Consider the following 23,204-nt stretch of genomic DNA (forward strand, 5'->3'; position numbering starts at 1 on the left):
GGGGTCGTTCGCGACCCGTTCCCGACGATCGCTCACTCACGTGGTTCCCGACCACGTGACCCCGACTGAAGGGCGAAAAACGGTGCGATTGAAGCCGGGAACAAGGGCGTCGCGTTAAGCCTTAGAAAGACATTAGCATCAGTGTTGCTGACACTCATAAAAAGATGTGACTAAGAGATAGCAACCTGGCTGAGGTTTTCTTAGTCAAAAAATTCCCGGCGAACAGGCCGGGGATTTATGCATAAGAGATAGTTTCAGAGGAAGGTCAGGACAAAAATTACTTCTCCAGCGGCCACAGCCATGCCGCACCGCGCACGCCGCTGGAATCACCGTGTACCGCTTTGCGGATTGGCGTCTCGAACTCGCCACCGAATACCCACGGTTTCACCAGCTGCGGCACCGTTTGATACAGCCGGTCGTTATTACTCATCCCGCCCCCCAACACGATAACATCGGGATCGAGAACGTTGACGATGTGCGCCAGCGATTTGGCGAGACGCATTTCATAGCGGGCGATCGCCAGCTCGGCAACCGGATCCTGCCGATCCACTAATTGCATAATCTCACTGCCCTTCAGCAGCTTGCCGCTCAGACGTTGATAGTCAGTGCTAAAACCGGTGCCTGAAATAAAGGTTTCAATACAGCCCTGTTTACCGCAATAGCATGACACTTCTTCACAAAAACGCTGCTCGTCTGCATCCATCCAGGGAAGTGGATTATGGCCCCACTCCCCCGCGGTGCCGTTGCCGCCAATTAAGCTGCGTCCGTTAATGGCGATACCCGATCCACACCCTGTCCCCACAATCACCGCAAAAACGATAGCCGCGCCCGCTGCCGCCCCGTCGGTGGCTTCGGAGACGGCAAAACAGTTGGCATCGTTTGCCAGGCGAACCTCACGGCTTAGCGCATCGCACAGGTCTTTATCGAAAGGCTGGCCGTTAAGCCAGGTGGAGTTGGCATTTTTTACCACGCGGGTATACGGCGAAATAGAGCCGGGAATGCCGATACCGATAGTTCCCCTTTCACCCGTGGCCTCTTCTGCCAGACGCACCAGCTCAACGATGGTGCCTATGGTTTGCTGATAATCATTTTTCGGCGTCGGCAGGCGATGTCGGAAAAGCTGTTGGCCGTCATCCGCCAGCGCGATAACTTCTGTTTTTGTCCCACCTAAGTCGATACCAATGCGCACGACGATGCCCTCATTTAATTAGTGTTATCAACAGAATAGAAGTGTGCCACCGTAAAGGCAATGAAACACAGCGGCCGATTCGCTATCATGCCCGCTGCGTTTAACTGACAGTCCGGGAAATAATCATGCTGTGGTTCAAAAATTTAATGGTTTACCGTTTAAGCCGTGACATCACGCTTTCAGCGGATGAGATGGAAAAACAGCTGGCCGCGTTTACCTTCACCCCCTGCGGTAGTCAGGATATGGCCAAAACCGGCTGGGTGCCGCCAATGGGGTCACACAGCGATGCATTAACCCATGTCGCCAACGGGCAGATTGTGATTTGCGCCCGTAAAGAAGAAAAAATTCTCCCGGCCCCGGTGATTAAGCAAGAACTGGAAGCGAAGATTAGCCGTCTTGAAGCCGAGCAGGCTCGTAAGCTAAAAAAAACCGAGAAAGATTCGCTGAAAGATGAAGTGCTGCACTCTTTACTGCCGCGCGCTTTTAGCCGTTTCAATCAAACCATGATGTGGATTGATACCGTAAACGGTTTGATCATGGTGGATTGCGCCAGTGCGAAGAAAGCTGAAGACACGTTAGCATTGCTGCGTAAAAGCCTTGGTTCGCTGCCGGTTGTGCCGCTGGCGTTGGAAACGCCGATTGAGCTGACGCTGACGGAGTGGGTTCGTTCAGGTGACGTGCCTGCAGGTTTTGCGCTGATGGATGAGGCTGAACTAAAAGCGATCCTGGAAGGCGGCGGCGTGATTCGCTGTAAGCAGCAGGATCTGGTATGCGATGAGATCGCAGCACATATCGAAGCCGATAAAGTGGTCACCAAATTAGCGCTCGACTGGCAGGAACGTATTCAGTTTTTAGTTGCTGATGACGGCTCGATCAAACGCCTGAAATTTGCCGATACTCTGCGAGAGCAGAATGATGATATCGATCGTGAAGATTTCGGCCAGCGCTTTGATGCCGATTTTATTCTGATGACCGGCGAGCTGGCGGCGTTGATTAAAAATCTGGTTGAAGCGTTAGGTGGGGAAGCCGAACGTTAAGCTAGTGCGCCCCTCTTCCCACAGGGAAAAGGGGCATGAAACTTTACTTATCAGCCAGATAGCGGCAAAGATAGGAAGTGGGTTCAGCCACCTGTAAATGGAATTCACTGTGCCCGGGAACATGAAACACGCTACCCGCCGCATAAGTTTTCCACTCGGTTTCGCCCGGGAGTAAAACGTGCAATGCGCCACTGATCACCGTCATCTCTTCAGGTTGAGCAGTACCGAAAGTGTATTCACCTTCAACCATCACCCCAACGCTCGCGCGGCCGGTGCTGCTGCTGGTAAAGCCAATAGATTTCACCTTACCGGAAAAGTACTCATTACTTTGAAGCATAGCCAGCCCCTTTTAAAATAGTTGAAAAAACAATATAGAGGGGATCCTGAGAGCCTGTCACGTAAATTATTGCCCGCTATCAGGTAAGCAACTCCGCGGCTAAACGCGCAATCAGCACGTTCGATAACAATACCGGAACCTGTAACGATTTTTGCAGCAAATCGCGATGTTTTTGATGAAAACCTAAACAATCCAACAGCAGCACATCGGCACCATTATTAACCAGTTTTTTTCCGGCATCGATGAGTTCCTGCTCGGTTCCATGAACCGGGTTTGCCAGCTCATACAGCGGTTCGTTGGCTAAATGCTGCCATTTTTTATGCTGGAATTTCAGCATCTCAGGAACAGGAATAATAATACCAACCTGGTGACCATCAACAATAGAGGCCACCAGAGGCGGGATTATGCGCTCAGGCTCCAGCAAAATACTATTACGCGCCGTAAGATTTGCGAAACGGTGGGAACTCATCAGTAAAATGACGGCAAAACCCTGGCTATCGAGCACTTCGATAGCCGCCTGCAAAGCCTGCTCCACTTTATTCTTACCCAGCGAGATCAAAAGATTACCGGATAAAAGCGTCAAAAGTAGCTCTTCCCCTGCTGCTGGCGCATATTTGGCCATCACTTCATCATCCGCAAGAGTGCCGAACAGGCTACATAGCTTGATTTGCTCGGCAGAGATATGATCGGTGAGGAGCGGCAGTATCTCACTGACCGGGACAATACCGATGGTGATGATTGCCAATGTCTGTTTCATGTTTCATTCCGCCTTTGTCCCATATCAGCTCTCCACTGCTGTACTGGTATCAATCCTCATAAAGGATACTCTGCTGAAGGTCGCTCAATAATCAACCACAAAGCGTAGCAGCATAGTTGCAGAGTATCTGCCGGAATCGTCAACGAAACGCCAACGGCATCATTACAACATCACGTTAATTAACTATTAACAAATGAATTAACTGAAAGTGGTGTTTTATCGTCAGGCCATTGAGCCGGTTTGCAATACGAGGAGGGAGTCATGGCATCCTTGCCGGGATATTACGTTTTTTGCGGGTCTTCATAACGCCGCCTGGCATCCAGCGCTTCCTGTTCGGTTTGGTGCTCGCTAATCAGCGTATCAGGGTGGGGATGGTCTGCACGGAGTTGATACCAGGTGACCGTTTGGTCTTTTGCACCCTTTTCAACGGCAACAATACGCGCTTCCCGGGGGTATGGAGGTCTGCTCGCCATCGCTCTTCCTTTGGTGATGAATGAGCGTTAAGTATAGCGAAGAATTAGCAGGCTCTAGCCGTATGCAATGCGGCGAGCACCGCCTCAACAATTTCCGCCGGAGGACGGGCGGCATCAACCACGTGGTGCGCGACCTGGTTATACAGCGCTTCACGCGCCGCGAGAACCTCGACAATCTCGTCGGTAATCGACCTGCCGGTAAGCGTAGGACGCTGGCCTTCTTCCGGGAATGCCGCTAAACGGGAAGCCAGGATCTGCGCCGGGGCGCGCAAATAGATGACTACACCCTGTTCACGCATAAACTGACGATTACTCTGCGCCAGAACCATACCGCCGCCGGTAGCGATAACCGTACCGGGTGCGGTAACACTTTGCAGGGCAGCAGATTCACGGCGACGAAAACCTTCCCAGCCTTCCTGAGCCACAATATCGGCGACGCTCATTTTGGTGCTGGTGAGAAGATAGTGGTCGGTATCAACAAAGTTACAGCCCAATGCCTGCGCTAAAGCAACACCGACGGTTGTTTTGCCGCAGCCTCGCGCGCCGACTAAATAAATGGGTTGAGTCATCGGTGGCTAATCCTTAGAAATTCGCCAAAGAGCATCATCATACCAGCAAGCTAGTACGCGTTGTAGCGTTACCTCGGTATTAAGCGCTTTTTGAACGACTGGCAGTGAGCAGCCATTTTTCCAGTTCGTTGGCAAACAGCTGGCGGTCGCGCTGGTTAAGGCTGTCCGGCCCGCCGGTCTGTACCCCACTGGCTCTTAATGTATCCATAAAATCACGCATCGTCAGGCGTTCACGAATGGTGGCTGGCGTATAAAGCTCGCCGCGAGGATTTAATGCAATAGCCCCCTTCTCCAGCACATCGGCGGCCAGAGGAATGTCTGCGGTGATAACTAAGTCACCTTTCGCACAGCGGCGTACGATTTCGTTATCTGCTACATCAAAACCGGAGGCCACTTGCAGGCTGCGGATAAAGCGCGACGCTGGAACTTTTATTGCCTGATTGGCAACCAGCGTGACCATGATTTGCGCGCGCTCTGCGGCACGGAACAGCACTTCTTTAATCACTTTTGGACACGCATCCGCATCCACCCAAATTTGCATCACGACTCCTGATAGTCGGTAGGAATGGGGCGATCTTGCCGTGCTTTTTCAGAATCGCCAACTTTATCTTTGCGCCTGGTTAGCCGAAGCCGCAGAAATCACGTTAAGCTATGCTCATCACACAACTCAAAACGATGGAGTGGGACTTTGGATAAGAAAATTGGGTTTATCGGTTGCGGCAACATGGGAAAAGCCATTCTTGGCGGCCTGATAGCCAGTGGACAAGTGCTACCAGGCAATATCTGGGTCTACACGCCATCGCCGGACAAAGTAGCGGCATTGCGCGATCGATACGGCGTGAATGCGGCGCAAAGCGCACAGGAAGTGGCACAAATCGCAGATATCGTTTTCGGGGCGGTGAAACCCAACGTGATGCTAAAGGTGCTGGGCGAAGTCAACTCCAGCCTGAATAAAGATACCGTAGTGATTTCAATTGCCGCGGGCGTGACGCTGGGCTCACTGGCGAAAGCGCTGGGACACGATCGCAAAATTATCCGCGCCATGCCCAACACCCCGGCGTTAGTCAACGCGGGCATGACCTCGATTACGCCGAACGCGCTGGTGACGTCAGAAGATATCGCCGACGCGGTGAATATTTTCCGCAGCTTCGGGCTTGCGGAAGTGGTAACGGAAAATATGATCCATCCGGTCGTTGGCGTCAGCGGTTCAGCACCGGCTTATGTGTTTATGTTTATCGAAGCGATGGCTGATGCCGCAGTACTCGGCGGAATGCCGCGTAAACAGGCGTATCAGTTTGCCGCCCAGGCGGTGATGGGGTCTGCCAAAATGGTACTGGAAACCGGGCAGCATCCGGGGGAGCTGAAAGATCAGGTTTGCTCGCCGGGCGGCACCACGATTGAAGCGGTAAAAGTGCTGGAAGAGAAAGGCTTCAGAGCCGCAGTGATGGAGGCCGTGGTGAAATGCATGGCGAAATCCGAGCACTTAGGCAAAGCATAATTCGCGCCCCTCTCCTGCCCTGGCTGTCTCTTCGTCACATCTTGATGAGCGTCAGCAACATTGACGCTCACGCATTGCTCAGGCTTAACGCGGCGAACTTGTCCCCGGCGTCAATCGCACCGTTTTTCGCCCTTCAGTCAGGCCCACGTGGTCAGGAAGGGTCCAGAAGGAAGTCTGCGCCGGGGGAAAGTATGATTTTTGGGTGAGCCAGCGAGCCGGCTCACCCATTCAGGCTATCGGACTTGTTTTTTCAGGCAAGCACTCATGAAAGTTTTTCGCGCCTCGCCGGACAATGTTTGCCTGCCCGCTTCGGCATTACACTCTTTCATTTTCTGCTGTTGTGGCGTCAGGCTTTTATCTGCTGGCGCCGACTGGCTGTTTTTCAGACAGCGACTCATGTAGGCCTTACGTTCATCCCCTTTCAGGGTTTGTGCGCTAGCCTGTTGGTTACAGGTGGTCATACGCTGCTGCTGCGGCGTCATCGTTTTCTCTGCCGCCATAGCCATACCAGACCCGACGACTCCCGCCAGTAACGCGATCGCTAATACGTTTTTCATAGCACCATCCTTTTTATTGTGGTGCGTTAATTTTGGTCGCTGGTGGCGAAAAACGCGAACGGTTAAGCCAGATATTGCGTAACTTATTACCCGGATACAACGCTGGCGGCCGCAATTTTGCAGGTAATATCGAGAAACCACATTGAGATAAGAATATGGGCTAGCGCATTGCTTAAATTATGCTAATAAATAATTAAGCAATTAATAAAACAGAAATAGCGACTATCCAATACAGGGATCGGCTAACAGCCGCGATAAATATTGTTTCAGCAGCGCGGTATCATACACAGAGACGGCATCATCTGGCCTGGTTTCGTTTAAAGCATCTTCAATATGTGTGACGATAGCCTGCCTGTCACCCTGTTCCATTCTGGCAAGCATCGCAAAAACCACTATTTCCAGCGCTTCAATCTGCGCCACGAATTCTTTCGACTCAGCTTCTTTTTCGGCAAGTTTAGCCAGTAATTCAGAAATAAGATTTTTCATAATTCCAGCCACCAGAGATGTGAAGCATGACGTTAGCATTATGATTTCCAGTTGCCTAGAGGGTGGCAAAATTATTTTTCCACTACTTTAACGATCTGCATCTAAACGCAAAAATATCACTAAAGAGTTATTCCATTTCTGACATTAATCGCCAACGTTATTGCCAACAGAACAGGCTTATTCGGTGCGCTCTTTAAATAAAAAATAGCTCAGTAATAACTGCAAGTTATTATGAGTGTGCTGACAAAACGGCAAGACGTTTATCATCCAGTGCAAATTTATCGACAAAGCCCATAGCCACGCATTCCCAGGTGGAAGTGGCTGGCATGGGCGGCGTTATACTCGGGCCCCAGCGCGTTTCCAAAAAAGGGGCACCCATTTTTGAATACCGCATGCAGGTATTCGCGCCCCTTTCCGCTGCCCTTCCACTCTTTCAGCACGCTAATTTGCTGCTGGTTGGCAAAACGGAAACCGCTGACGTCCAGAGCATCGGCTGTTGCATGCTCACTGCGGCGAGCATCCTCACGGTGATAAATATTTCGACAGGCGAAACTGCCCAGATGATTGATGCGCGTAAGCTTGCTGCCAACCTCTATCTGCGCGAGCGGCACCGCACGCTGGTGAACAAACATGGTGGTACTGAGTGCGAGCGGGCAGCTTGCCAGAAAGCTACTGCTAAGCCCTACGCTGCCAAAATCCTGCACCCGCACGACATTCGTCAGCGGGCAATTGCCCTTAGCGTCTGCGCTGCTGCGGAAATTCAGTTGCCCACGGGCTTTCGCCTGCTCTAACAGCGCAAGACATGCCTGCGGATGATTGGCCATCTGGCGCAATTTGTAGGTAGTCACCAGCGTCGGCGGGTCGTCAATGGAGAGCGGCGTAAACGGATTGTACTGCGCGGGCAGGCGCTCATACAGCCAGAACCCTGCGGCGACCATAATGGCTAAACCCATCACTCTTTTTACTCCTTTCGCCATTCCATCACCTGATTTTGTTTACGGAATAATCATTATAGAAGTTACGCGGTTTTAAGCGGCAGGAAGCACATGAATCCTCGTAATGAGCATGATATGTTGTCCGCCTTTGTTGAGTTTAAGGATGGGTTTGGGCATGGCAAAACTGCGGGTGGGTATCGTGTTTGGCGGCAAGTCAGCGGAACACGAAGTGTCGTTACAGTCGGCGAAAAATATCGTCGACGCCATTGATAAGTCAAAATTTGAAGTGGTGTTGCTGGGCATTGATAAACAGGGCCAGTGGCATATCAATGATGCGTCCAGCTATCTGTTAAACGCAGAAAACCCGGCGCTGATCGCCCTGAATCGTTCAGGAACGAATGTTGCCGTGGTGCCAGGGCTGACTGAAAACCAGCTGATTGACTCCTCCTCCGCTCAGCTTTTGCCGCCGGTTGATGTCATTTTCCCGATTGTTCACGGAACCTTAGGTGAAGATGGCTCCCTGCAGGGGATGCTGCGTATGGCTAACCTGCCGTTTGTTGGCTCCGCGGTGCTCGGCTCTGCCGTCAGTATGGATAAAGACGTCACCAAACGTCTGCTGCGCGATGCCGGGCTGAATATCGCGCCGTTTATTACGCTCACCCGCGCAAACCATAACAAAACCCGCTTTAGCGAAGTTGAAGCCAAACTGGGCCTGCCGCTGTTTATTAAACCTGCCAACCAGGGCTCGTCTGTCGGCGTCAGCAAAGTGAGCCACCCTGAGCAGTACGCTGCGGCGGTTGCGTTAGCCTTCGAATTTGACCATAAGGTCGTGGTGGAAAACGGTATTAAAGGCCGTGAAATTGAATGTGCGGTGCTGGGTAATGATGAGCCGCAGGCCAGCACCTGTGGCGAAGTGGTGGTAAGCCACGATTTTTACTCTTACGACACCAAATACATTGATGATAAAGGCGCACAGGTTGTGGTGCCTGCGGCAATTCCGGCGGAAATTAACGATAAGATTCGCCAGATAGCAATACGTGCCTATCAGACGCTGGAATGCAGCGGAATGGCGCGAGTGGATGTGTTCCTGACGGACGAAGGTGATGTCATTATTAATGAGATCAACACGCTACCGGGCTTTACCAATATCAGCATGTACCCAAAACTCTGGCAGGCAAGCGGTTTAGATTATCAGACGCTGATTACGCGCTTAATTGAGCTGGCCCTTGAGCGCCACCGGCAAGATTGCGCTCTGAAGAGTTCAATTACCGCCTGAGCCTACTCTTTCGCCGTCTCTTCGGGTTGCGGACGACGGCGAATGATAAACCCCGCCAGCCAGAAACAGATCACCCAGGTCACCAGCCCCACGGCGTAATTCTGCCAGCCTTCAGTTTTAAACCCCAGCAGGCCAATCACACCATTGAGAATAAAGATCAGGCCAATCGCTACGGCGTAATAGTGCCAGTCACGGCGCATTTTTGCAGATAATGTTTTCGCAGACATGGTGCCATCCGTCAGGACAAAAAAGAGCGGTTATTGTCGCACAGGCCGCGGCGAGAAACCGCACGTTACTGCGCAGCAGGCGCAAGATTGTTACCTAACTAGCCACTAAGTTACAGATATGTGATCTAAAACATAGATTGATAAACCAGGAATATTCTGCCCGCAAAATTACCAACAATCTGATATTGACAAAGCAGATGACCTGCCAGACTCATCGCAATCGCATCCGGATTCGAGTTGCTTTAGCTATGTGTGAGAGGTCGTGATGGCTGAGATGAGTTTGTCGAAACAGGTGGTTCCTGTTGAGCCCGTTTCAATAACCAAAACAGAGGGATCTACCCGCAGTAATCTGGCTTACGCGGTCTTCATTTTATTCTGCTTTTGGGTGGGTATGCAGTTCCTGAGTTTAGTGGTTCACGCACCCGGCGTGCTTGAACACCTCGCCCAGAGCAACGATGCGACACGTCCACGTATTGAAATGGGGCTGGTAGTCAGCACCGTCTTTGGTCTGGTGCCGTTTCTCGCAGGCTGCGCGCTGCTAAGTTTGATGGGGCTGGCGGTAAAATTTCACCATCGCCATCATTTCTAAGTCAAAAATGAGTAAACGCAGAGCCGATAACTCTGCGTTCCCGCTTAGCACTTACCGTTTCATACAGGCCGCGCGCCGCTCATCAACTCGTTTAGCAAACCACGCCGTTGTCAGATTGCGGGTAATTTTTGGACTTTCAAGGGTAATCCCCGGCAGTATTGCACGCGGTAACTTGTTACCCGCTTTTTTCTCCGCCAGAGCATAAACCTGCTGGTATAAATCCGTGCTCTCGAAGTCGATGCTGTCGCCTTTCTGCAGCGCCCGGTGGATCTGGCTTTCGCTCATATCAAGTTGGCCTGCCAGTTTCCTGACCGCCAGCTCCGTGCTGCCCGCCTTATCGGTATTATACAAAATTAAGTCGCCATCCAGCGCCAGCTTCACCCCGCTCGCTTTGCTGAGCGCACTCTGGAATGCAGCATTGCGGCTGGCATACCACCCGGCGTTAAAATCTGCAAAACGGTATAGCGGCTGAGGGTAATTTGCCGGGTAATTCAGCAGGTGATAAGTACCGAACCATAGACCCCCACGCCGGGAGAAGACTTCCTGGCGGACGGTGCCTTCCATCTTCCACGGATACCCCTCGGTATGAAGCTCCGCAAATGCGATACTGACCTGCATCGGGCCACCGGTATGTACCGGGTTCAGGTTGCCAAATAATTTTTGCCCCATCGGCACCATGCCGATGAAATCATCAAAAATCGCACTGAGCTGCCCTTCGGTTCTGACGCTATCCAGGCGTTCGCTATAGCTTTTTCCATTCGGCGATTTGATAAGTAAAGCGGTGTGGACCAGAAATACCGGAATATGCATTTTCTCGGCCCGGCGGTCGATCTCTTGCCAGGCAATTTTGCTGAGATTGGGCACCGAGGGATCGGGCACCAGATTAGACTCCTGTTGCGCCACCGCCAGTACCGAACAGATATTCTCTTCGGTTGGGGCGATGTTCTGGCTCTTAAACGTGGTAGCCAACTCTTTCGCCCAGCCGCTGCGATTCTTTACGCTGGCAGGAATTTTCTGCTTTACCACGGTTTCGACATCAACCGTTTTTGTGGTTTCCGAAACCGAGGGGGCAGTTTTAGTCGTACACCCCGCCAGCACAAATAACGCTGCCATGCCGAGGGTGAAAAGCCCATGCTGCCTGCTAAAGGTCAAAGTTGTCATCGCGTTCCGTAGGGATTATTTTTGCTGGTTCGACGAAATAATAGCCGTTCTGTGACCAGACGTTTATCAATAAACTTCAGCTGCGGGGAATGAATTAATCGGGCAGAAGTGACCTGCCCGACTCAGTGTTACACCGGCTCACCTGCTTTGAGCGGAATATCCTGCAACGTCAGCTCAAAGCTGCGCAGACGTTTGTAGATAGACATCAGTTCCACAAGCGTGGTCCACGAATTTATCAGATACTGGAATGAACCCCGAACCTGGCCAAATACGTTGGTAATTTGCGTCATCAGACCGAGCGTGATAGTCCCCGCCACAATCGACGGGAACAGCAAGATCAGGCCAAATACGTTATCAACCTGCAAGTAGAGAATGCGGGCAATGTTGAAGTACATATAGTGGAAGTACAGGCGGAAATAGTTCCTGCGAACCCCGTCGAACAGCTCTTTAACGGTTGGCGGAGAGGCACGAGAAGGGTCGTCTTCGCCATAAACCAGCTCTTTACGATAAGCCGCTTCCACACGTTGATTCTTGAACTCAAGCCCTGGCAGCTTGATCCCCACCGCCGCCAGCAAACCGGTCCCCAACAGCGACCAGATAATAGCAGCGATCACCAGACCGTAAGGGACATGCCCAACAACAGGCAGCTCAGGAACGTGGTCGGAAAGAGTCACCAGCACCGGTAAGAAGGCGATAAGCGTCATAATGGCGTTAATAAAGCTGACGCCCATATTTTCCAGCGTCGAGGCAAAGCGCATGGTATCTTCCTGCACACGCTGCGCGGCACCTTCGATATGGCGCAGCAGCTGCCAGTTCTCCATATAGTATTCGTTCATCGCGGTGCGCCAGCGGAAGACATAGTGGCTGACGAAAAAATTGTTCATCACGCCAACAATCACGGCAATCAACGCAATCCCCAGAAACACACCAATTTCATGATAGAACTGTTCGATGGTCACTTTATGCGGCGTACTAAGGGCCGTCTGGATGAGATCGTAAAACGGGGCATACCATGCATTTATCGCGACCCCCACTTCCACCAGAAACCAGGTGACGAAAACGATCAGCGAGGAGCCGAGAATGGACCAATACTGCCAACGGTGCGGGCTGTAGATAAACCAGAACAGAGCAAACACGCCTACACAGAGTGCGTAATAAGCATAAAACACCAGATAGCCCATCGACCAGAATCGGGCGGCGCTGATTGGCGCTTCGCCACCCGCGCCGGTGATATGCTCAAGCCACTGCCCTCCGCCAAACTGCCAGAAGATTATGGCGATCAGCGCCCAAATAAAAACCGACAGGAAAAACGCTGTCGGGCGTGGGAAAAACGATTTAAACATCTACAACACTCCTGAAAACAAACTCTTATTGTTATGAACCGTCGGGCACAATAAGGCTCGCGAAATGTTGTATCAAGAGATATCAGGCTACATGTTGTTTTACCACTCGCTGAGAATCTCTGCGGTCGTTTTTACCCGCAGGGGATTGCCAGGAATGATAAAGTCACGCCAGACATCGTTGTCATGCTCGATCAACACTTCAGCAAACGCTGCCTGACGATTTGCTGTGGTATGGGCATCAAGAGCGACAGCTATCGCATAGCCGCGACTGGCGCCGTTTTTAATAGTAGCGCCCACGCAATAAACCGTTGTACAACCGCAAACGACAAATTCGTTTATCTGGTGGCCACGGAGTATTTCTCCAGGCTTTGTGCGATAACACAAATCACCGGCTGATTGGGCCTTAAACGGTATAAAGCTTAGGTTCGCCCTGCGGCCGGGTTTTAAAGCGCCGATGCAGCCACAGATACTGCTCCGGGGCGCGCATGATTTCATGTTCAATTTTACGGTTCATGTATTCGGCGGCGGCCTGTTCATCATCGAGCGGGTAGTCACAAAACTCCGGTTCGATAACCAGCTGATAGCCTGACCCATCGGCCTTGCGGATCAGAACGATAGTCAGAATGGCGGGTTTTGCCAGGCGAGCTATGGTGTGGGTTCCATTAGTGGTTGCAGCCTGTTGTACCGCAAAGAAAGAGGCAAAAGAACTGCCTTTGGGGCCGTAATCTTGATCCGGGGCAAACCAGACGGCCTCGCCCGATTTAAGCGCTTTTACCATCCCTTTCAGATTACGGCGATCCAACATCGCTTTATTGGAGCGCGAACGGCCACGCGTCTGCACAAACTCCATCGCTTTGTTATTGTGCGGACGGTACATTGCCATCATCGGACGGCAAAGACCCATCACGCGGCCCCCCAGTTCCAGCGACATAAAATGCACGCCGATAGCCATCACGCCCTGCCCTTTTTCACAGGCCGCGGTAATATGTTGAAGCCCGCTGACTTCGAACCACTTACGCACGCGCGCATCTGACCAGAACCAGGCCATGCCGGTTTCAATCAGGCCCATACCAAGCGACGAGAAATTCTGCTCAACGATGGCATCAATCTGCGCATCGGTATACTGCGGGAAACAAAGTTTAAGGTTCTGGCGGGCAATAGAAACCCGGCGTTTGAGAAAACGCATCGAGGTTCGGCCAATCAGATCGCCCATTTTCAGCAGGACGGGGTAAGGCAGTTGCACCCACAGCCATAAAATAGCCAGACCAAACCAGGTCAGCCAGTAGCGGGGGTGCAGGAGTTCTGTTCGGAAGTGTGGTTTACGGGACATTATCAGCTTCTGTATGCGTAATAAGTGTGTATCGCATAAGGAAGTCATTCATTAGCGGTACAGCATGGTGCTATGACTAAGACGCCGCCTGGCGGTAATAGTTGCAGCAGTGTAATCAAAGATCTTCCGATCATACGCACTTTTTGATCAAGCCATGTATAGATGTTGTCAGTTTTTTTTAGATATTTCGCTTTCTGGTGTCAGCATCAGCAGTTATGAGCATGTGGCTACTCAAAAAACAGGCTGTTTAAATAAACTTGCTGGCTGCTGCCTGGCGGGTGCGGCAGGCAACATAGCCTCGCTGAAATGGCGCGTTACGTTTTTTCTTATTCCATACCTCTTTTTCCACGTTTGCGCAGCACCATAGCGTAGTATAAATACGATTAATCTCGCTTCACTTCGTTTAATGGGTTATCCGCGTTGAAAATTCGTCTCCCGCGCCTTGCCGCGCTCGTTATTGCTGCGCTGCCAATGTTGAGCTTTGCACAAACCTCTCCCGATCCTGTTTTTGCCGCAGAGATTGTGGACCGCTATGCCAACCATATCTATTACGGCAGCGGCGCAACCGGCATGGCTATCGTCGTTATCGATGGCAATCAGCGTGTGTTCAGCAGCTTTGGTGAAACCCGTCCCGGTAATAACGTGCGCCCACAGCTTGACTCGGTTATTCGCATCGCTTCGCTGACCAAGCTGATGACCAGTGAGATGCTGGTAAAAATGTTGGATCAGGGAAAAGTGCGGCTTAACGATCCGTTGAGCAAGTATGCTCCGGCTGGAGCCAGGGTCCCGACCTACCAGGGTAAACCTATCACCCTTGTCAATCTGGCAACCCATACCAGCGCTTTGCCTCGCGAACAGCCAGGCGGGGCGGCGCATCGAACCGTGTTTACCTGGCCGACTCGTGAACAGCGCTGGAACTGGCTTGCCACCGCCAGTTTAAAAAGCGTGCCGGGCACCATCGCCTCCTATTCAAATCTGGCTTTTGATTTGCTCGCCGATGCGCTCAGCCGCGCGGCAGGTAAACCTTATCCCGCCCTGTTCGAAGAGCAAATCACTCGTCCGCTGGGTATGAAAGATACTACCTTTACCCCCTCACCCGATCAGTGTAAGCGCCTGATGGTAGCCGAAAAAGGGGCCAGCCCGTGCGATAACGCTCTGGCGGCAATAGGTAGCGGTGGCGTTTATTCCACCCCAGACGACATGATGCGCTGGATGCAGCAGTTCCTCAGCTCTGATTTCCATCGCCGCAATACCCAGGCCGACAGAATGCAGTCGTTGATCTATCAGCGTGCTCAGCTCAGCAAAATTATCGGTATGGATGTACCAGGAAAAGCGGATGCGTTGGGGCTTGGCTGGGTCTATATGGCACCGAAAAACGGCCGCCCTGGCATTGTGCAGAAAACAGGCGGCGGCGGTGGTTTTATCACTTATATGGCGATGGTACCGGAAAGCAACGTCGGCGTATTTGTGGTTGTCACCCGCTCACCGTTAACCCGCTTTGTGAATATGAGCAACGGCGTGAATGATTTGGTGGCGGAATTAAGCGGCTTTACGCCGAAAATCAGCCCGGCTTCCTGATAAGAGAGCAGATTGGCCCTGGATGGATCAGGAAGGAAAACGTGCGGTTTTCCTTCCTGGTGACGATCGGCCGACTGGCTATGCACGAATCGTATCGTTACCGAAACCAATCCATTTATAGGTTGTCAGTGCTTCAAGCCCCATAGGACCGCGGGCATGCAGCTTTTGCGTACTGACGGCAACTTCGGCCCCCAGGCCGAACTGCGCACCATCGGTAAAACGCGTAGAGGCATTGACGTAAACCGCTGAGGAATCGACTTCATTCACAAAGCGGTTCGCATGGCTTAGCGTGCGCGTCAGGATGGCATCGGAGTGCTGGGTGCCATGCTGCCGAATGTGATCGATGGCATCATCCATATCGGCGACAACTTTCACATTCAGATGCAGCGACAGCCATTCATCATCGTACTCTTCCGCTTTTACCGGCAACACTTCTGCCGGGCCGTTTTGCAACAGTGGCAAAGATTTTTCATCAGCATGGAGCGTGACACCGGACTCTGCCATTTGCTGGCTTAATACGGGTAAGAAAGTTGTGGCAATTCCCTGATGCACCAGCAGAGTTTCAACAGTATTACAGGTGCTCGGGCGCTGTGTTTTCGCATTTACGATGATATTCAGTGCTGGTGTAAACTCAGCACTTTCATCAACAAAAATATGGCACACGCCAATGCCACCAGTGATTACCGGAATAGTGGATTGTTCACGACAGAGCTTATGCAGCCCGGCACCGCCACGCGGGATCAGCATGTCGATATACTTGTCCATACGCAGCATTTCATTGACCAGCGCCCGCTCCGGGCTTTCAATTGCCTGTACCGCCGCTGCGGGCAACCCACATTCAGCCAGCGCTTGCTGAATAACTTTTACCGTGGCGGCGTTGGTGCGCCAGGTCTCTTTCCCACCGCGTAAAATTGCCGCATTGCCTGTTTTCAGGCACAGCGAGGCGACATCAACGGTGACGTTCGGTCGTGCTTCATAAATCACGCCCACCACGCCCAAAGGCACGCGACGGCGCTCAAGACGCAGGCCGCTATCCAGCATGCCGCCATCCATTACCTGGCCGACGGGATCGGCCAGATGACACACCTGGCGGACATCATCGGCGATGCTTTTTAAACGCGCCGGTGTCAACAGCAGGCGATCGAGCATCGCTTCGCTCAGGCCGTTAGCTTTTGCCTGCGCTAAATCCTGCTCGTTAGCCGTCAGGATATTTTCAGCCTGTCGTTCCAGATAATCTGCGATACGTTCCAGCGCGCGATTTTTTTCGCGGCTCGAGAGCAGCGCCATCTGATAAGAGGCTGCTTTGGCAGCTTTACCCATTTGTTCCAGCATTGCCTGCTCCTTAGTTAACTATCATGTCGTCACGATGAACCGCCACCGGGCCGTATTCATAGCCAAGGATCTCATCGATTTGTTGGGAGTGATGGCCCGCAATGCGGCGTAAAGCATCGCTGTTATAACGGCAAACACCGTGGGCGACATCACGGCCTTCAAGGCTACGGATACGGATAACTTCCCCACGAGAGAAGTTTCCTTTCACGCTTTTAATCCCCTTAGGCAATAAAGAGCTGCCGCGTTCAAGCATCGCCGCCAGCGCGCCATCATCAACCGTGATTTCACCGGCAGGGGGGGCACCAAAGATCCAGCGCTTACGATTTTCTAACGGAGATTGCTGTGCATGGAAACGCGTACCGACAGCGGTCCCTGCCATCACATCACCGATTACGCCAGGTTTACTCCCTGCGGCAATGACTACCTCAATGCCGGCACGGCAGGCAACATCGGCAGCCTGCAGCTTGGTACCCATGCCGCCCGTTCCCAGGCCGGAAATGCTGTCGCCCGCGATGGCACGCAGCGCATCATCAATGCCATGCACTTCTTTGATTAACTCTGCGGCTGGGTTATTACGCGGGTCGGCGGTGAAGAGCCCCTGCTGGTCCGTTAACAGCAGCAGCTTATCGGCACCAGCCAGAATGGCGGCCAGCGCGGAAAGGTTATCATTGTCGCCAACTTTGATTTCAGCCGTCGCCACAGCATCGTTTTCATTGATGACGGGGACGATGTTGTTATCCAGCAGGGCGCGCAGGGTATCGCGCGCGTTCAGGAAACGTTCGCGATCTTCCATATCGGCACGCGTCAGCAGCATCTGCCCGACGTGAATACCATAGATAGAAAAGAGCTGTTCCCACAGTTGGATCAGCCTGCTCTGCCCTACCGCCGCCAGCAATTGTTTTGAAGCAATCGTGGCGGGAAGGTCGGGGTAGCCTAAATGCTCACGTCCCGCGGCAATCGCCCCGGAAGTCACAATAACGATACGATGCCCGCAGGCATGAAGTTGCGCGCACTGGCGCACCAGCTCAACAATATGAGCCCGATTCAGGCGGCGTGAGCCACCGGTTAATACGCTGGTGCCTAGTTTAACCACCAGCGTCTGGCTATCACTCATGATTCTCTGCCGTTTCAACAAAATGGGAAAATTAAAATGCCAGATGACGTTGTAACAGGACTGGTGCGGCTTGCCAACTCTCCTGAAAAGGAAAGCGCCAGCCACAGGCTAAAGGATCAGCTAACGTAGCGGCAAAGTTTTACACATTTATGACGTTGCAAATTAATTAATTTTATTTAGTCTTTATCTTATTCTGTCATAAATCCTTCATCTCCAGACGATAAAACTCTCTGCGTTTTTAACGGGATATTTCCCGATTAATTTAGCGCGTACCACACTTATACTTATTGGGATGAAAAATGAAAAAGTCCACGCTGGCATTAATGGTATTAGGTTTCCTTGCGTCATCAACTTCTTCTCAGGCGGCAGAAATTTATAATAAAGACGGCAATAAGCTTAATGTTTATGGCAAAGTTAAAGCAATGCATTACTTAAGCGATGACAACAGCAAGGACGGCGACCAGACTTATGTTCGTTTTGGTTTTAAAGGTGAAACGCAAATCAATGACCAATTGACCGGTTATGGTCAGTGGGAAGCTGAGTTTTCAGGAAATAAAGACGAAAGCAGCTCCACGACGAAAACACGTTATGCTTTTGCCGGGCTAAAATATGCCAATGTTGGTTCATTTGATTATGGCCGTAGCCTTGGTGCGTTATATGATGTGGAAGCCTGGACCGATATGTTCCCTGAATTTGGCGGTGACTCGTCTGCCAAAACAGATAACTTTATGACTAAACGTGCGTCTGGCCTGGCTACATTACGCAGCACAGATTTCTTTGGCGCGATAGATGGCCTGAACATGACGCTGCAATATCAGGGCAAAAACGAAGGCCGTGATGTGTCTAAGCAAAATGGTGATGGTTTCGGTAGCGCGCTGACCTATGATTTTGGCGGCAGTGACTTCCAGCTGGGCGGCGCCTATACCACATCTGACCGTACCGACGCACAGCAGGCTACGACACGTGGTAATGGCGATCGGGCTGATGCCTGGGCGACGGGCGTAAAATACGATGCGAATAATCTGTATGTCGCATCCATGTATTCTGAAACACGTAATATGACCCCAATTTCTGGGGGCTTTGCCAATAAAACGCAGAATTTTGAAGCGGTTATTCAATATCAATTCGATTTCGGCCTGCGTCCATCATTGGGCTATGTGCAGCAGAAAGGCAAGGATATTGAAAATATTGGTGATGCCGACCTGGTTAAATATATTGATGTTGGCGCAACCTACTACTTTAATAAAAATATGTCGGCCTTCGTCGATTATAAAATTAACCAGCTGGATGACAATAACCCGCTGGGTATTAAAAATGATGACATCGTCGCATTAGGTATGGTTTATCAGTTCTAACCTGTAAATACCCCTCCGTTCTCATCAAAGGACGGAGGGGTTAATTTATGCAGAAAGCTTAACCGGTTTTTCCGTAAAGTCTTCCGCAGGTACCAGAGCAAGTTCGAGAGTATTCAACAACGCAAACAAACGTTCATGGAAGCCACGTAAAGTCTGTTCAAGTCTTTCATTCACTTCCTCGTCTTTTGCCGAGGTTGCGCTCCACTTCCCGTCTTTGTCAAACAGACCAAAATGGTAAGTGTAGGTAAATTGCTTTTCCTGCGCTTCCAGCTCCATCCACCAGCCCCAGAATTCACGCTTTTCTGGCGCAGGCTTCACGTTGACGCACACAGCCAGGCAATCGAAGAAGAAACGGTTACCTTCACATTGCTCTTCCCGGATATAGGGGCCAAGCGCGGCGAATTTTTTAATCAATCTACTTTTCGGGTGTCCACTCGGTAACGTCATTGCGATCTCCTGTTGTGAAGCAACTGTTTTACCAAACCGCTGAAATTTAGCAAATCATTAACGTAATCTCTGCTTGATCCATCCGGTAATTTCTTTCAGCGCCTTGTCAAAATTTCGATACACCGGGTTAAACGGGATCGCTAACAGCTTACCATCCGCAGATGACGAAGTGATTAAACGCGAGTCGTCTTCAGGGCTAAAGGGATCGTTTACCCAGTAGCCAGAGAGCATCGGCGTTGGGCAGTGGCGCCCCAGCAGGCCCTGGGTTTTTAATGAATAGCGATTCAGCTCCACGCGCAACGCGTTATCCGAAGCGTCATTCATTCCAAGGCGGCTGGCCAGCACGTCAATATACATTTCCGGCACCTGCGCCTGGCGTGTGGCATCGCTAAGTAAGCTATGCACCACCGGCCCAAGACAGGCCACCGCTTTCAGACGCGATGCTTCGATATAGCCAAGGCGCACGGCGACGTTGGCGCCAAAACGGAAGCCAAACGCCGCCACGCGGGTGTGGTCAACCCATGGGATATTTGGCAACGCTTTTAAAACGTGCTGGTGTAACAGGCTGGAATCCTGGGTCAGTTTCCATTTAGAGGAGAAACCAACCGACGGCATATCGATGGTCAGCATCGCCATCCCTGCAGGGGCAAAATATTTCTCAAACAGGGTGTAATAATCGCTTTGCAGGGCGTCAAGACCGCCGCAGATTAGTACCGTCGGGAAAGGGCCCTGCCCCTCTTTTGGCATATGGAGGAACCCGGTGATGGTACCGCCGCCTGCGATAGGGAATTCAAGCTCCCGTAAACCACCGGCAAGACGAGGTGCGGCTTCTTCATAAGCACGATTGGCCAGAACCTGGGCCTGCTCCGCCAGTTGATCGCCCTTCAAATGTGGGTAGGCGGCGATGCTATAAAGATTAGCCGCCTGCAGCCAGTATTTGCCGCTTCGGACCTGGTCCGTTTCCTGATTGGCACGCTGCTGCCACACCATGGCCTGCTTCGACCATTCATAGATCCAGTTACCGCCGCGATAACCCACCACCGTATCAAACAAATCATCGCTGGTGCGCTCGCCGGTGTTAGCAGCGATTCGCGCCTGAACTTCAAGGATTTCGCGTGGGTCAACGCCGCGCCAGACCCAAAGCAGGCGGTTGATCATGCGGTACCACTGGGGAACGGCAGCACCGTCCAACGCCGACTGGATAACAGGGGCAGCCTGATGCTTAGTGCGCCGAACTAAGGTCGAGGTCTCGGGGTGCTTAAAGCGCGGTTTAAACAGGGTTTCGCTAAGATTGGCCTGCGACATCGTTATCTGCCTCCATACAAACGTCAGAAATGGGGCCATTGTACTCTGTCGGCTGCTAAATAACACAAACGCCCGGCGATGCCGGGCGTAAATCAATGCAAATCCTGAGGCTATTAACGACCAGCTAAAGGTGGAATAAAGGCAACCCCCATGTCCCACGGCTGCTCAATCCAGGTATCCTGCGGGATATCGATAACGTAATCGTCAACCAATGGCTGGCCAGCAGGCTTGGCGAAGATCGTGACGAAATGCGCTTTCGGGTACATTTCACGGATAGCCACAGCGGTGCCACCGGTGTCGACCAGGTCATCAATCACGATGAAGCCTTCGCCGTCACCTTCAGCGCGTTTGAGCACGGTCAGCTCGCGCTGGTTGTCGTGGTCATAGCTGGAGATGCAGACGGTATCAACATGACGAATCCCCAGTTCACGCGCCAGCAGTGCGCCAGGAACCAGGCCACCGCGGCTAACAGCAATAATGCCTTTCCACTGTTCAGCAGGAAGCAGACGGCTTGCCAGTTTACGCGCGTGAATTTGCAACATGTCCCAGGTGACGATGTATTTTTCGCTCATGTGAAATTATCCCAGCCAGTTATTAACGGCTTAAAAATGTTCAAAGGGGTTTTGGTTGCGCGAGATTATAGAGATCTGGCGCACTAAAAACCAGTGCTCAAGGCCTGCCCCCCTCGTTTTTACCTGCTTTAGGTCGTCACAGCCTTAGTTATAGTGGTATTCTCAGACCAGCGCACAATGCTTATTTGTGTTGTATTTTTATTAAGATCAATCCTGCGCTCTGCGAACCCCCTTAGCCAGCAGAGTCGATGTCAAGGAGACTTATCGTGTCTGAATTGTCTCAATTATCTCCACAGCCGCTGTGGGATATTTTTGCCAAAATCTGTTCTATTCCGCACCCTTCCTATCATGAAGAACAACTTGCGGAACATATTCTGTCATGGGCAAAAGAAAAAGGCCTGCACGTTGAGCGCGACCAGGTGGGCAATATCCTGATCCGTAAACCTGCCACCGCGGGGATGGAAAACCGTAAAGCGGTCGTCCTGCAGGCTCACCTTGATATGGTGCCGCAGAAAAATAACGACACCGTCCATGATTTCACTAAAGACCCGATTCAACCGTATATCGACGGTGAGTGGGTTAAAGCACGCGGTACGACGCTAGGTGCTGATAACGGCATCGGTATGGCATCCGCGCTGGCGGTGCTGGCTGATGAGAGCCTGTCTCATGGCCCACTTGAAGTGCTGCTGACCATGACCGAAGAGGCCGGTATGGACGGCGCGTTTGGTCTGCAGGCAGGCTGGCTGCAAGCCGATATCCTGATCAATACCGATTCTGAAGAAGAAGGCGAAATCTATATGGGCTGCGCGGGCGGGATTGACTTTATCTCTACCCTGCCGCTGCAGCGTGAAGCGGTTCCTGCCGGTTACGAAACCTATAAGCTGACCATTAAAGGGCTGAAAGGCGGCCACTCCGGCGGTGAAATCCATCTGGGTCTGGGTAACGCGAATAAATTGCTGGCGCGTTTCCTGTTTGCTCACGCCGCACAGCTGGATGTACGTCTAATCGATCTGAATGGCGGTACGCTGCGTAACGCTATTCCACGTGAAGGTTTTGCGACCCTTGCCGTTCCTGCTGACCAGGCGCAGCAGCTGAGATCGCTGGCTGACGAGTTCCTGTCAATTCTGAAAAACGAGCTGGCTGCAGTTGAGAAGAACATCACTGTGGTGCTTGAATCAGCCACCAGCGATAAGCAAGCGCTGACGACCAAAAGCCGCGATACCTTCCTCGGCTTGCTAAACGCTACGCCAAACGGCGTTATCCGTAATTCCGACGCGGTTAAAGGCGTGGTGGAAACCTCGTTAAACGTGGGCGTGGTCACCATGACTGACGAAAATGCAGAGATTATCTGCCTGATTCGTTCGTTGATTGATAGCGGTAAAGAGTACGTAGTTGACATGCTTAACGCCCTGGGCCAGCTTGCCGGCGCACAAACCGTGGCGAAAGGCAGCTATCCTGGCTGGCAGCCGGATGCCAACTCTCCGGTGATGCATCTGGTGCGTGAAACTTACCAGAAGTTGTTCAACAAGACGCCGAATATCATGGTTATCCATGCGGGGCTGGAGTGTGGTCTGTTCAAGAAACCTTACCCGGAGATGGATATGGTTTCTATTGGGCCAACCATCACCGGCCCGCACTCCCCGGATGAGCAAGTTCATATTGCAAGCGTAGGCCAGTACTGGATCTTGCTGACTGAGTTGCTGAAAGCCATTCCTGCTAAGTAAGCCACCCGTTAGC

26 protein-coding genes are annotated in these 23,204 nt (G+C 51.9%); 7 read left to right on the plus strand and 19 right to left on the minus strand.

The features are described from left to right. Positions 1-277 precede the first annotated feature (277 nt). A complete protein-coding gene (gene mak, locus EHN07_RS17340; protein WP_124025288.1) occupies positions 278-1,189 on the minus strand; it encodes a fructokinase in 912 nt (303 codons plus the stop codon). 125 nt (positions 1,190-1,314) lie between these two features. Here mak and rdgC point away from each other — a divergent pair, with 125 nt between their 5' ends. Beyond that, on the plus strand, positions 1,315-2,226 hold the full coding sequence (gene rdgC, locus EHN07_RS17345) for a recombination-associated protein RdgC (RefSeq protein WP_124025289.1): 912 nt from the start codon (positions 1,315-1,317) through the stop codon (positions 2,224-2,226). Positions 2,227-2,269: 43 nt separating this feature from the next. Here rdgC and ppnP read toward each other — a convergent pair whose 3' ends face one another. From ppnP to EHN07_RS17370, 5 genes are all read right to left on the minus strand, one after another. Continuing rightward, the gene (gene ppnP / locus EHN07_RS17350; protein ID WP_124025290.1) at positions 2,270-2,563 is read right to left on the minus strand and encodes a pyrimidine/purine nucleoside phosphorylase; all 294 of its coding nucleotides are present in this window, start codon (positions 2,561-2,563) and stop codon (positions 2,270-2,272) included. Between the two features lie 79 nt (positions 2,564-2,642). Beyond that, positions 2,643-3,320 carry an AroM family protein gene (locus tag EHN07_RS17355; protein WP_124025291.1) on the minus strand — a complete coding sequence of 226 codons (678 nt, stop codon included), beginning with the start codon at positions 3,318-3,320 and terminating at the stop codon, positions 2,643-2,645. A gap of 281 nt (positions 3,321-3,601) precedes the next feature. Next, the gene (locus EHN07_RS17360) at positions 3,602-3,793 is read right to left on the minus strand and encodes a YaiA family protein (RefSeq protein ID WP_124025292.1); all 192 of its coding nucleotides are present in this window, start codon (positions 3,791-3,793) and stop codon (positions 3,602-3,604) included. A gap of 44 nt (positions 3,794-3,837) precedes the next feature. Continuing rightward, positions 3,838-4,362 carry a shikimate kinase AroL gene (gene aroL, locus EHN07_RS17365; protein WP_124025293.1) on the minus strand — a complete coding sequence of 175 codons (525 nt, stop codon included), beginning with the start codon at positions 4,360-4,362 and terminating at the stop codon, positions 3,838-3,840. A 79-nt stretch (positions 4,363-4,441) separates the two neighbouring features. Then, positions 4,442-4,903 (minus strand): YaiI/YqxD family protein, encoded by a 462-nt coding sequence (locus tag EHN07_RS17370; RefSeq protein ID WP_124025294.1) that lies wholly within the window; start codon positions 4,901-4,903, stop codon positions 4,442-4,444. Between the two features lie 147 nt (positions 4,904-5,050). Here EHN07_RS17370 and proC point away from each other — a divergent pair, with 147 nt between their 5' ends. Beyond that, positions 5,051-5,860, plus strand: coding sequence for a pyrroline-5-carboxylate reductase (proC, locus tag EHN07_RS17375; RefSeq protein WP_124025295.1), 810 nt, complete (start codon positions 5,051-5,053; stop codon positions 5,858-5,860). A 233-nt stretch (positions 5,861-6,093) separates the two neighbouring features. Here proC and EHN07_RS17380 read toward each other — a convergent pair whose 3' ends face one another. The 3 genes from EHN07_RS17380 to EHN07_RS17390 form a co-directional block, all read right to left on the minus strand. Next, complete coding sequence (locus tag EHN07_RS17380; RefSeq protein ID WP_124025296.1) at positions 6,094-6,417, minus strand: PsiF family protein; 324 nt, start codon at positions 6,415-6,417, stop codon at positions 6,094-6,096. 222 nt (positions 6,418-6,639) lie between these two features. After that, the gene (gene iraP / locus EHN07_RS17385) at positions 6,640-6,903 is read right to left on the minus strand and encodes an anti-adapter protein IraP (protein WP_124025297.1); all 264 of its coding nucleotides are present in this window, start codon (positions 6,901-6,903) and stop codon (positions 6,640-6,642) included. 278 nt (positions 6,904-7,181) lie between these two features. Continuing rightward, the gene (locus EHN07_RS17390) at positions 7,182-7,880 is read right to left on the minus strand and encodes an extensin-like domain-containing protein (RefSeq protein ID WP_124025298.1); all 699 of its coding nucleotides are present in this window, start codon (positions 7,878-7,880) and stop codon (positions 7,182-7,184) included. A 133-nt stretch (positions 7,881-8,013) separates the two neighbouring features. Here EHN07_RS17390 and ddlA point away from each other — a divergent pair, with 133 nt between their 5' ends. Then, positions 8,014-9,114 carry a D-alanine--D-alanine ligase gene (gene ddlA, locus EHN07_RS17395; RefSeq protein WP_124025299.1) on the plus strand — a complete coding sequence of 367 codons (1,101 nt, stop codon included), beginning with the start codon at positions 8,014-8,016 and terminating at the stop codon, positions 9,112-9,114. Between the two features lie 2 nt (positions 9,115-9,116). On the opposite strand, the gene EHN07_RS17400 is transcribed toward ddlA, so the two are convergent. After that, entirely contained in the window at positions 9,117-9,341 is a 225-nt protein-coding gene (locus tag EHN07_RS17400; protein WP_124025300.1) for a DUF2754 family protein, read from the minus strand. Between the two features lie 265 nt (positions 9,342-9,606). On the opposite strand from EHN07_RS17400, the gene EHN07_RS17405 reads away from it, so the two are divergent. Beyond that, positions 9,607-9,930, plus strand: a complete 324-nt coding sequence (locus EHN07_RS17405; protein ID WP_124025301.1) for a DUF2755 family protein — start codon at positions 9,607-9,609, stop codon at positions 9,928-9,930. Positions 9,931-9,981: 51 nt separating this feature from the next. Here EHN07_RS17405 and EHN07_RS17410 read toward each other — a convergent pair whose 3' ends face one another. From EHN07_RS17410 to lpxP, 4 genes are all read right to left on the minus strand, one after another. Continuing rightward, positions 9,982-11,091 carry a DUF1615 domain-containing protein gene (locus EHN07_RS17410; RefSeq protein WP_167467332.1) on the minus strand — a complete coding sequence of 370 codons (1,110 nt, stop codon included), beginning with the start codon at positions 11,089-11,091 and terminating at the stop codon, positions 9,982-9,984. Between the two features lie 128 nt (positions 11,092-11,219). Beyond that, positions 11,220-12,434 carry a peptide antibiotic transporter SbmA gene (sbmA, locus tag EHN07_RS17415; protein ID WP_124025302.1) on the minus strand — a complete coding sequence of 405 codons (1,215 nt, stop codon included), beginning with the start codon at positions 12,432-12,434 and terminating at the stop codon, positions 11,220-11,222. A gap of 99 nt (positions 12,435-12,533) precedes the next feature. Then, positions 12,534-12,929, minus strand: a complete 396-nt coding sequence (locus EHN07_RS17420) for an isochorismatase family protein (protein WP_124025329.1) — start codon at positions 12,927-12,929, stop codon at positions 12,534-12,536. Beyond that, positions 12,838-13,764 carry a kdo(2)-lipid IV(A) palmitoleoyltransferase gene (gene lpxP / locus EHN07_RS17425; RefSeq protein WP_124025303.1) on the minus strand — a complete coding sequence of 309 codons (927 nt, stop codon included), beginning with the start codon at positions 13,762-13,764 and terminating at the stop codon, positions 12,838-12,840. The genes EHN07_RS17420 and lpxP overlap by 92 nt, the downstream gene beginning before the upstream one ends. A 420-nt stretch (positions 13,765-14,184) precedes the next feature. Between lpxP and ampH the strand changes: the two genes are divergently transcribed. Next, complete coding sequence (gene ampH, locus EHN07_RS17430) at positions 14,185-15,342, plus strand: D-alanyl-D-alanine-carboxypeptidase/endopeptidase AmpH (RefSeq protein WP_124025304.1); 1,158 nt, start codon at positions 14,185-14,187, stop codon at positions 15,340-15,342. A 78-nt stretch (positions 15,343-15,420) separates the two neighbouring features. On the opposite strand, the gene proA is transcribed toward ampH, so the two are convergent. Both proA and proB read right to left on the minus strand, forming a co-directional pair. Then, positions 15,421-16,674 carry a glutamate-5-semialdehyde dehydrogenase gene (proA, locus tag EHN07_RS17435; RefSeq protein ID WP_124025305.1) on the minus strand — a complete coding sequence of 418 codons (1,254 nt, stop codon included), beginning with the start codon at positions 16,672-16,674 and terminating at the stop codon, positions 15,421-15,423. A 10-nt stretch (positions 16,675-16,684) separates the two neighbouring features. After that, positions 16,685-17,788 carry a glutamate 5-kinase gene (gene proB / locus EHN07_RS17440; protein ID WP_124025306.1) on the minus strand — a complete coding sequence of 368 codons (1,104 nt, stop codon included), beginning with the start codon at positions 17,786-17,788 and terminating at the stop codon, positions 16,685-16,687. A 299-nt stretch (positions 17,789-18,087) separates the two neighbouring features. Between proB and phoE the strand changes: the two genes are divergently transcribed. Further along, positions 18,088-19,143 (plus strand): phosphoporin PhoE, encoded by a 1,056-nt coding sequence (gene phoE / locus EHN07_RS17445; RefSeq protein WP_124025307.1) that lies wholly within the window; start codon positions 18,088-18,090, stop codon positions 19,141-19,143. A 45-nt stretch (positions 19,144-19,188) separates the two neighbouring features. On the opposite strand, the gene crl is transcribed toward phoE, so the two are convergent. From crl to gpt, 3 genes are all read right to left on the minus strand, one after another. Further along, positions 19,189-19,590 (minus strand): sigma factor-binding protein Crl, encoded by a 402-nt coding sequence (gene crl, locus EHN07_RS17450; RefSeq protein ID WP_124025308.1) that lies wholly within the window; start codon positions 19,588-19,590, stop codon positions 19,189-19,191. Between the two features lie 57 nt (positions 19,591-19,647). Continuing rightward, positions 19,648-20,895: an esterase FrsA gene (gene frsA / locus EHN07_RS17455; RefSeq protein ID WP_124025309.1), complete on the minus strand. Its 1,248-nt coding sequence runs from the start codon at positions 20,893-20,895 to the stop codon at positions 19,648-19,650. Positions 20,896-21,008: 113 nt separating this feature from the next. Next, positions 21,009-21,467 carry a xanthine phosphoribosyltransferase gene (gene gpt / locus EHN07_RS17460; protein ID WP_034493602.1) on the minus strand — a complete coding sequence of 153 codons (459 nt, stop codon included), beginning with the start codon at positions 21,465-21,467 and terminating at the stop codon, positions 21,009-21,011. Between the two features lie 266 nt (positions 21,468-21,733). On the opposite strand from gpt, the gene pepD reads away from it, so the two are divergent. Next, complete coding sequence (gene pepD, locus EHN07_RS17465) at positions 21,734-23,191, plus strand: cytosol nonspecific dipeptidase (protein WP_124025310.1); 1,458 nt, start codon at positions 21,734-21,736, stop codon at positions 23,189-23,191. The last annotated feature ends 13 nt before the right edge of the window (positions 23,192-23,204 follow it).

Origin of the sequence: Buttiauxella warmboldiae (assembly GCF_003818135.1) — a bacterium.
In the GTDB taxonomy this organism is placed as follows: Bacteria; Pseudomonadota; Gammaproteobacteria; order Enterobacterales; family Enterobacteriaceae; genus Buttiauxella; species Buttiauxella warmboldiae.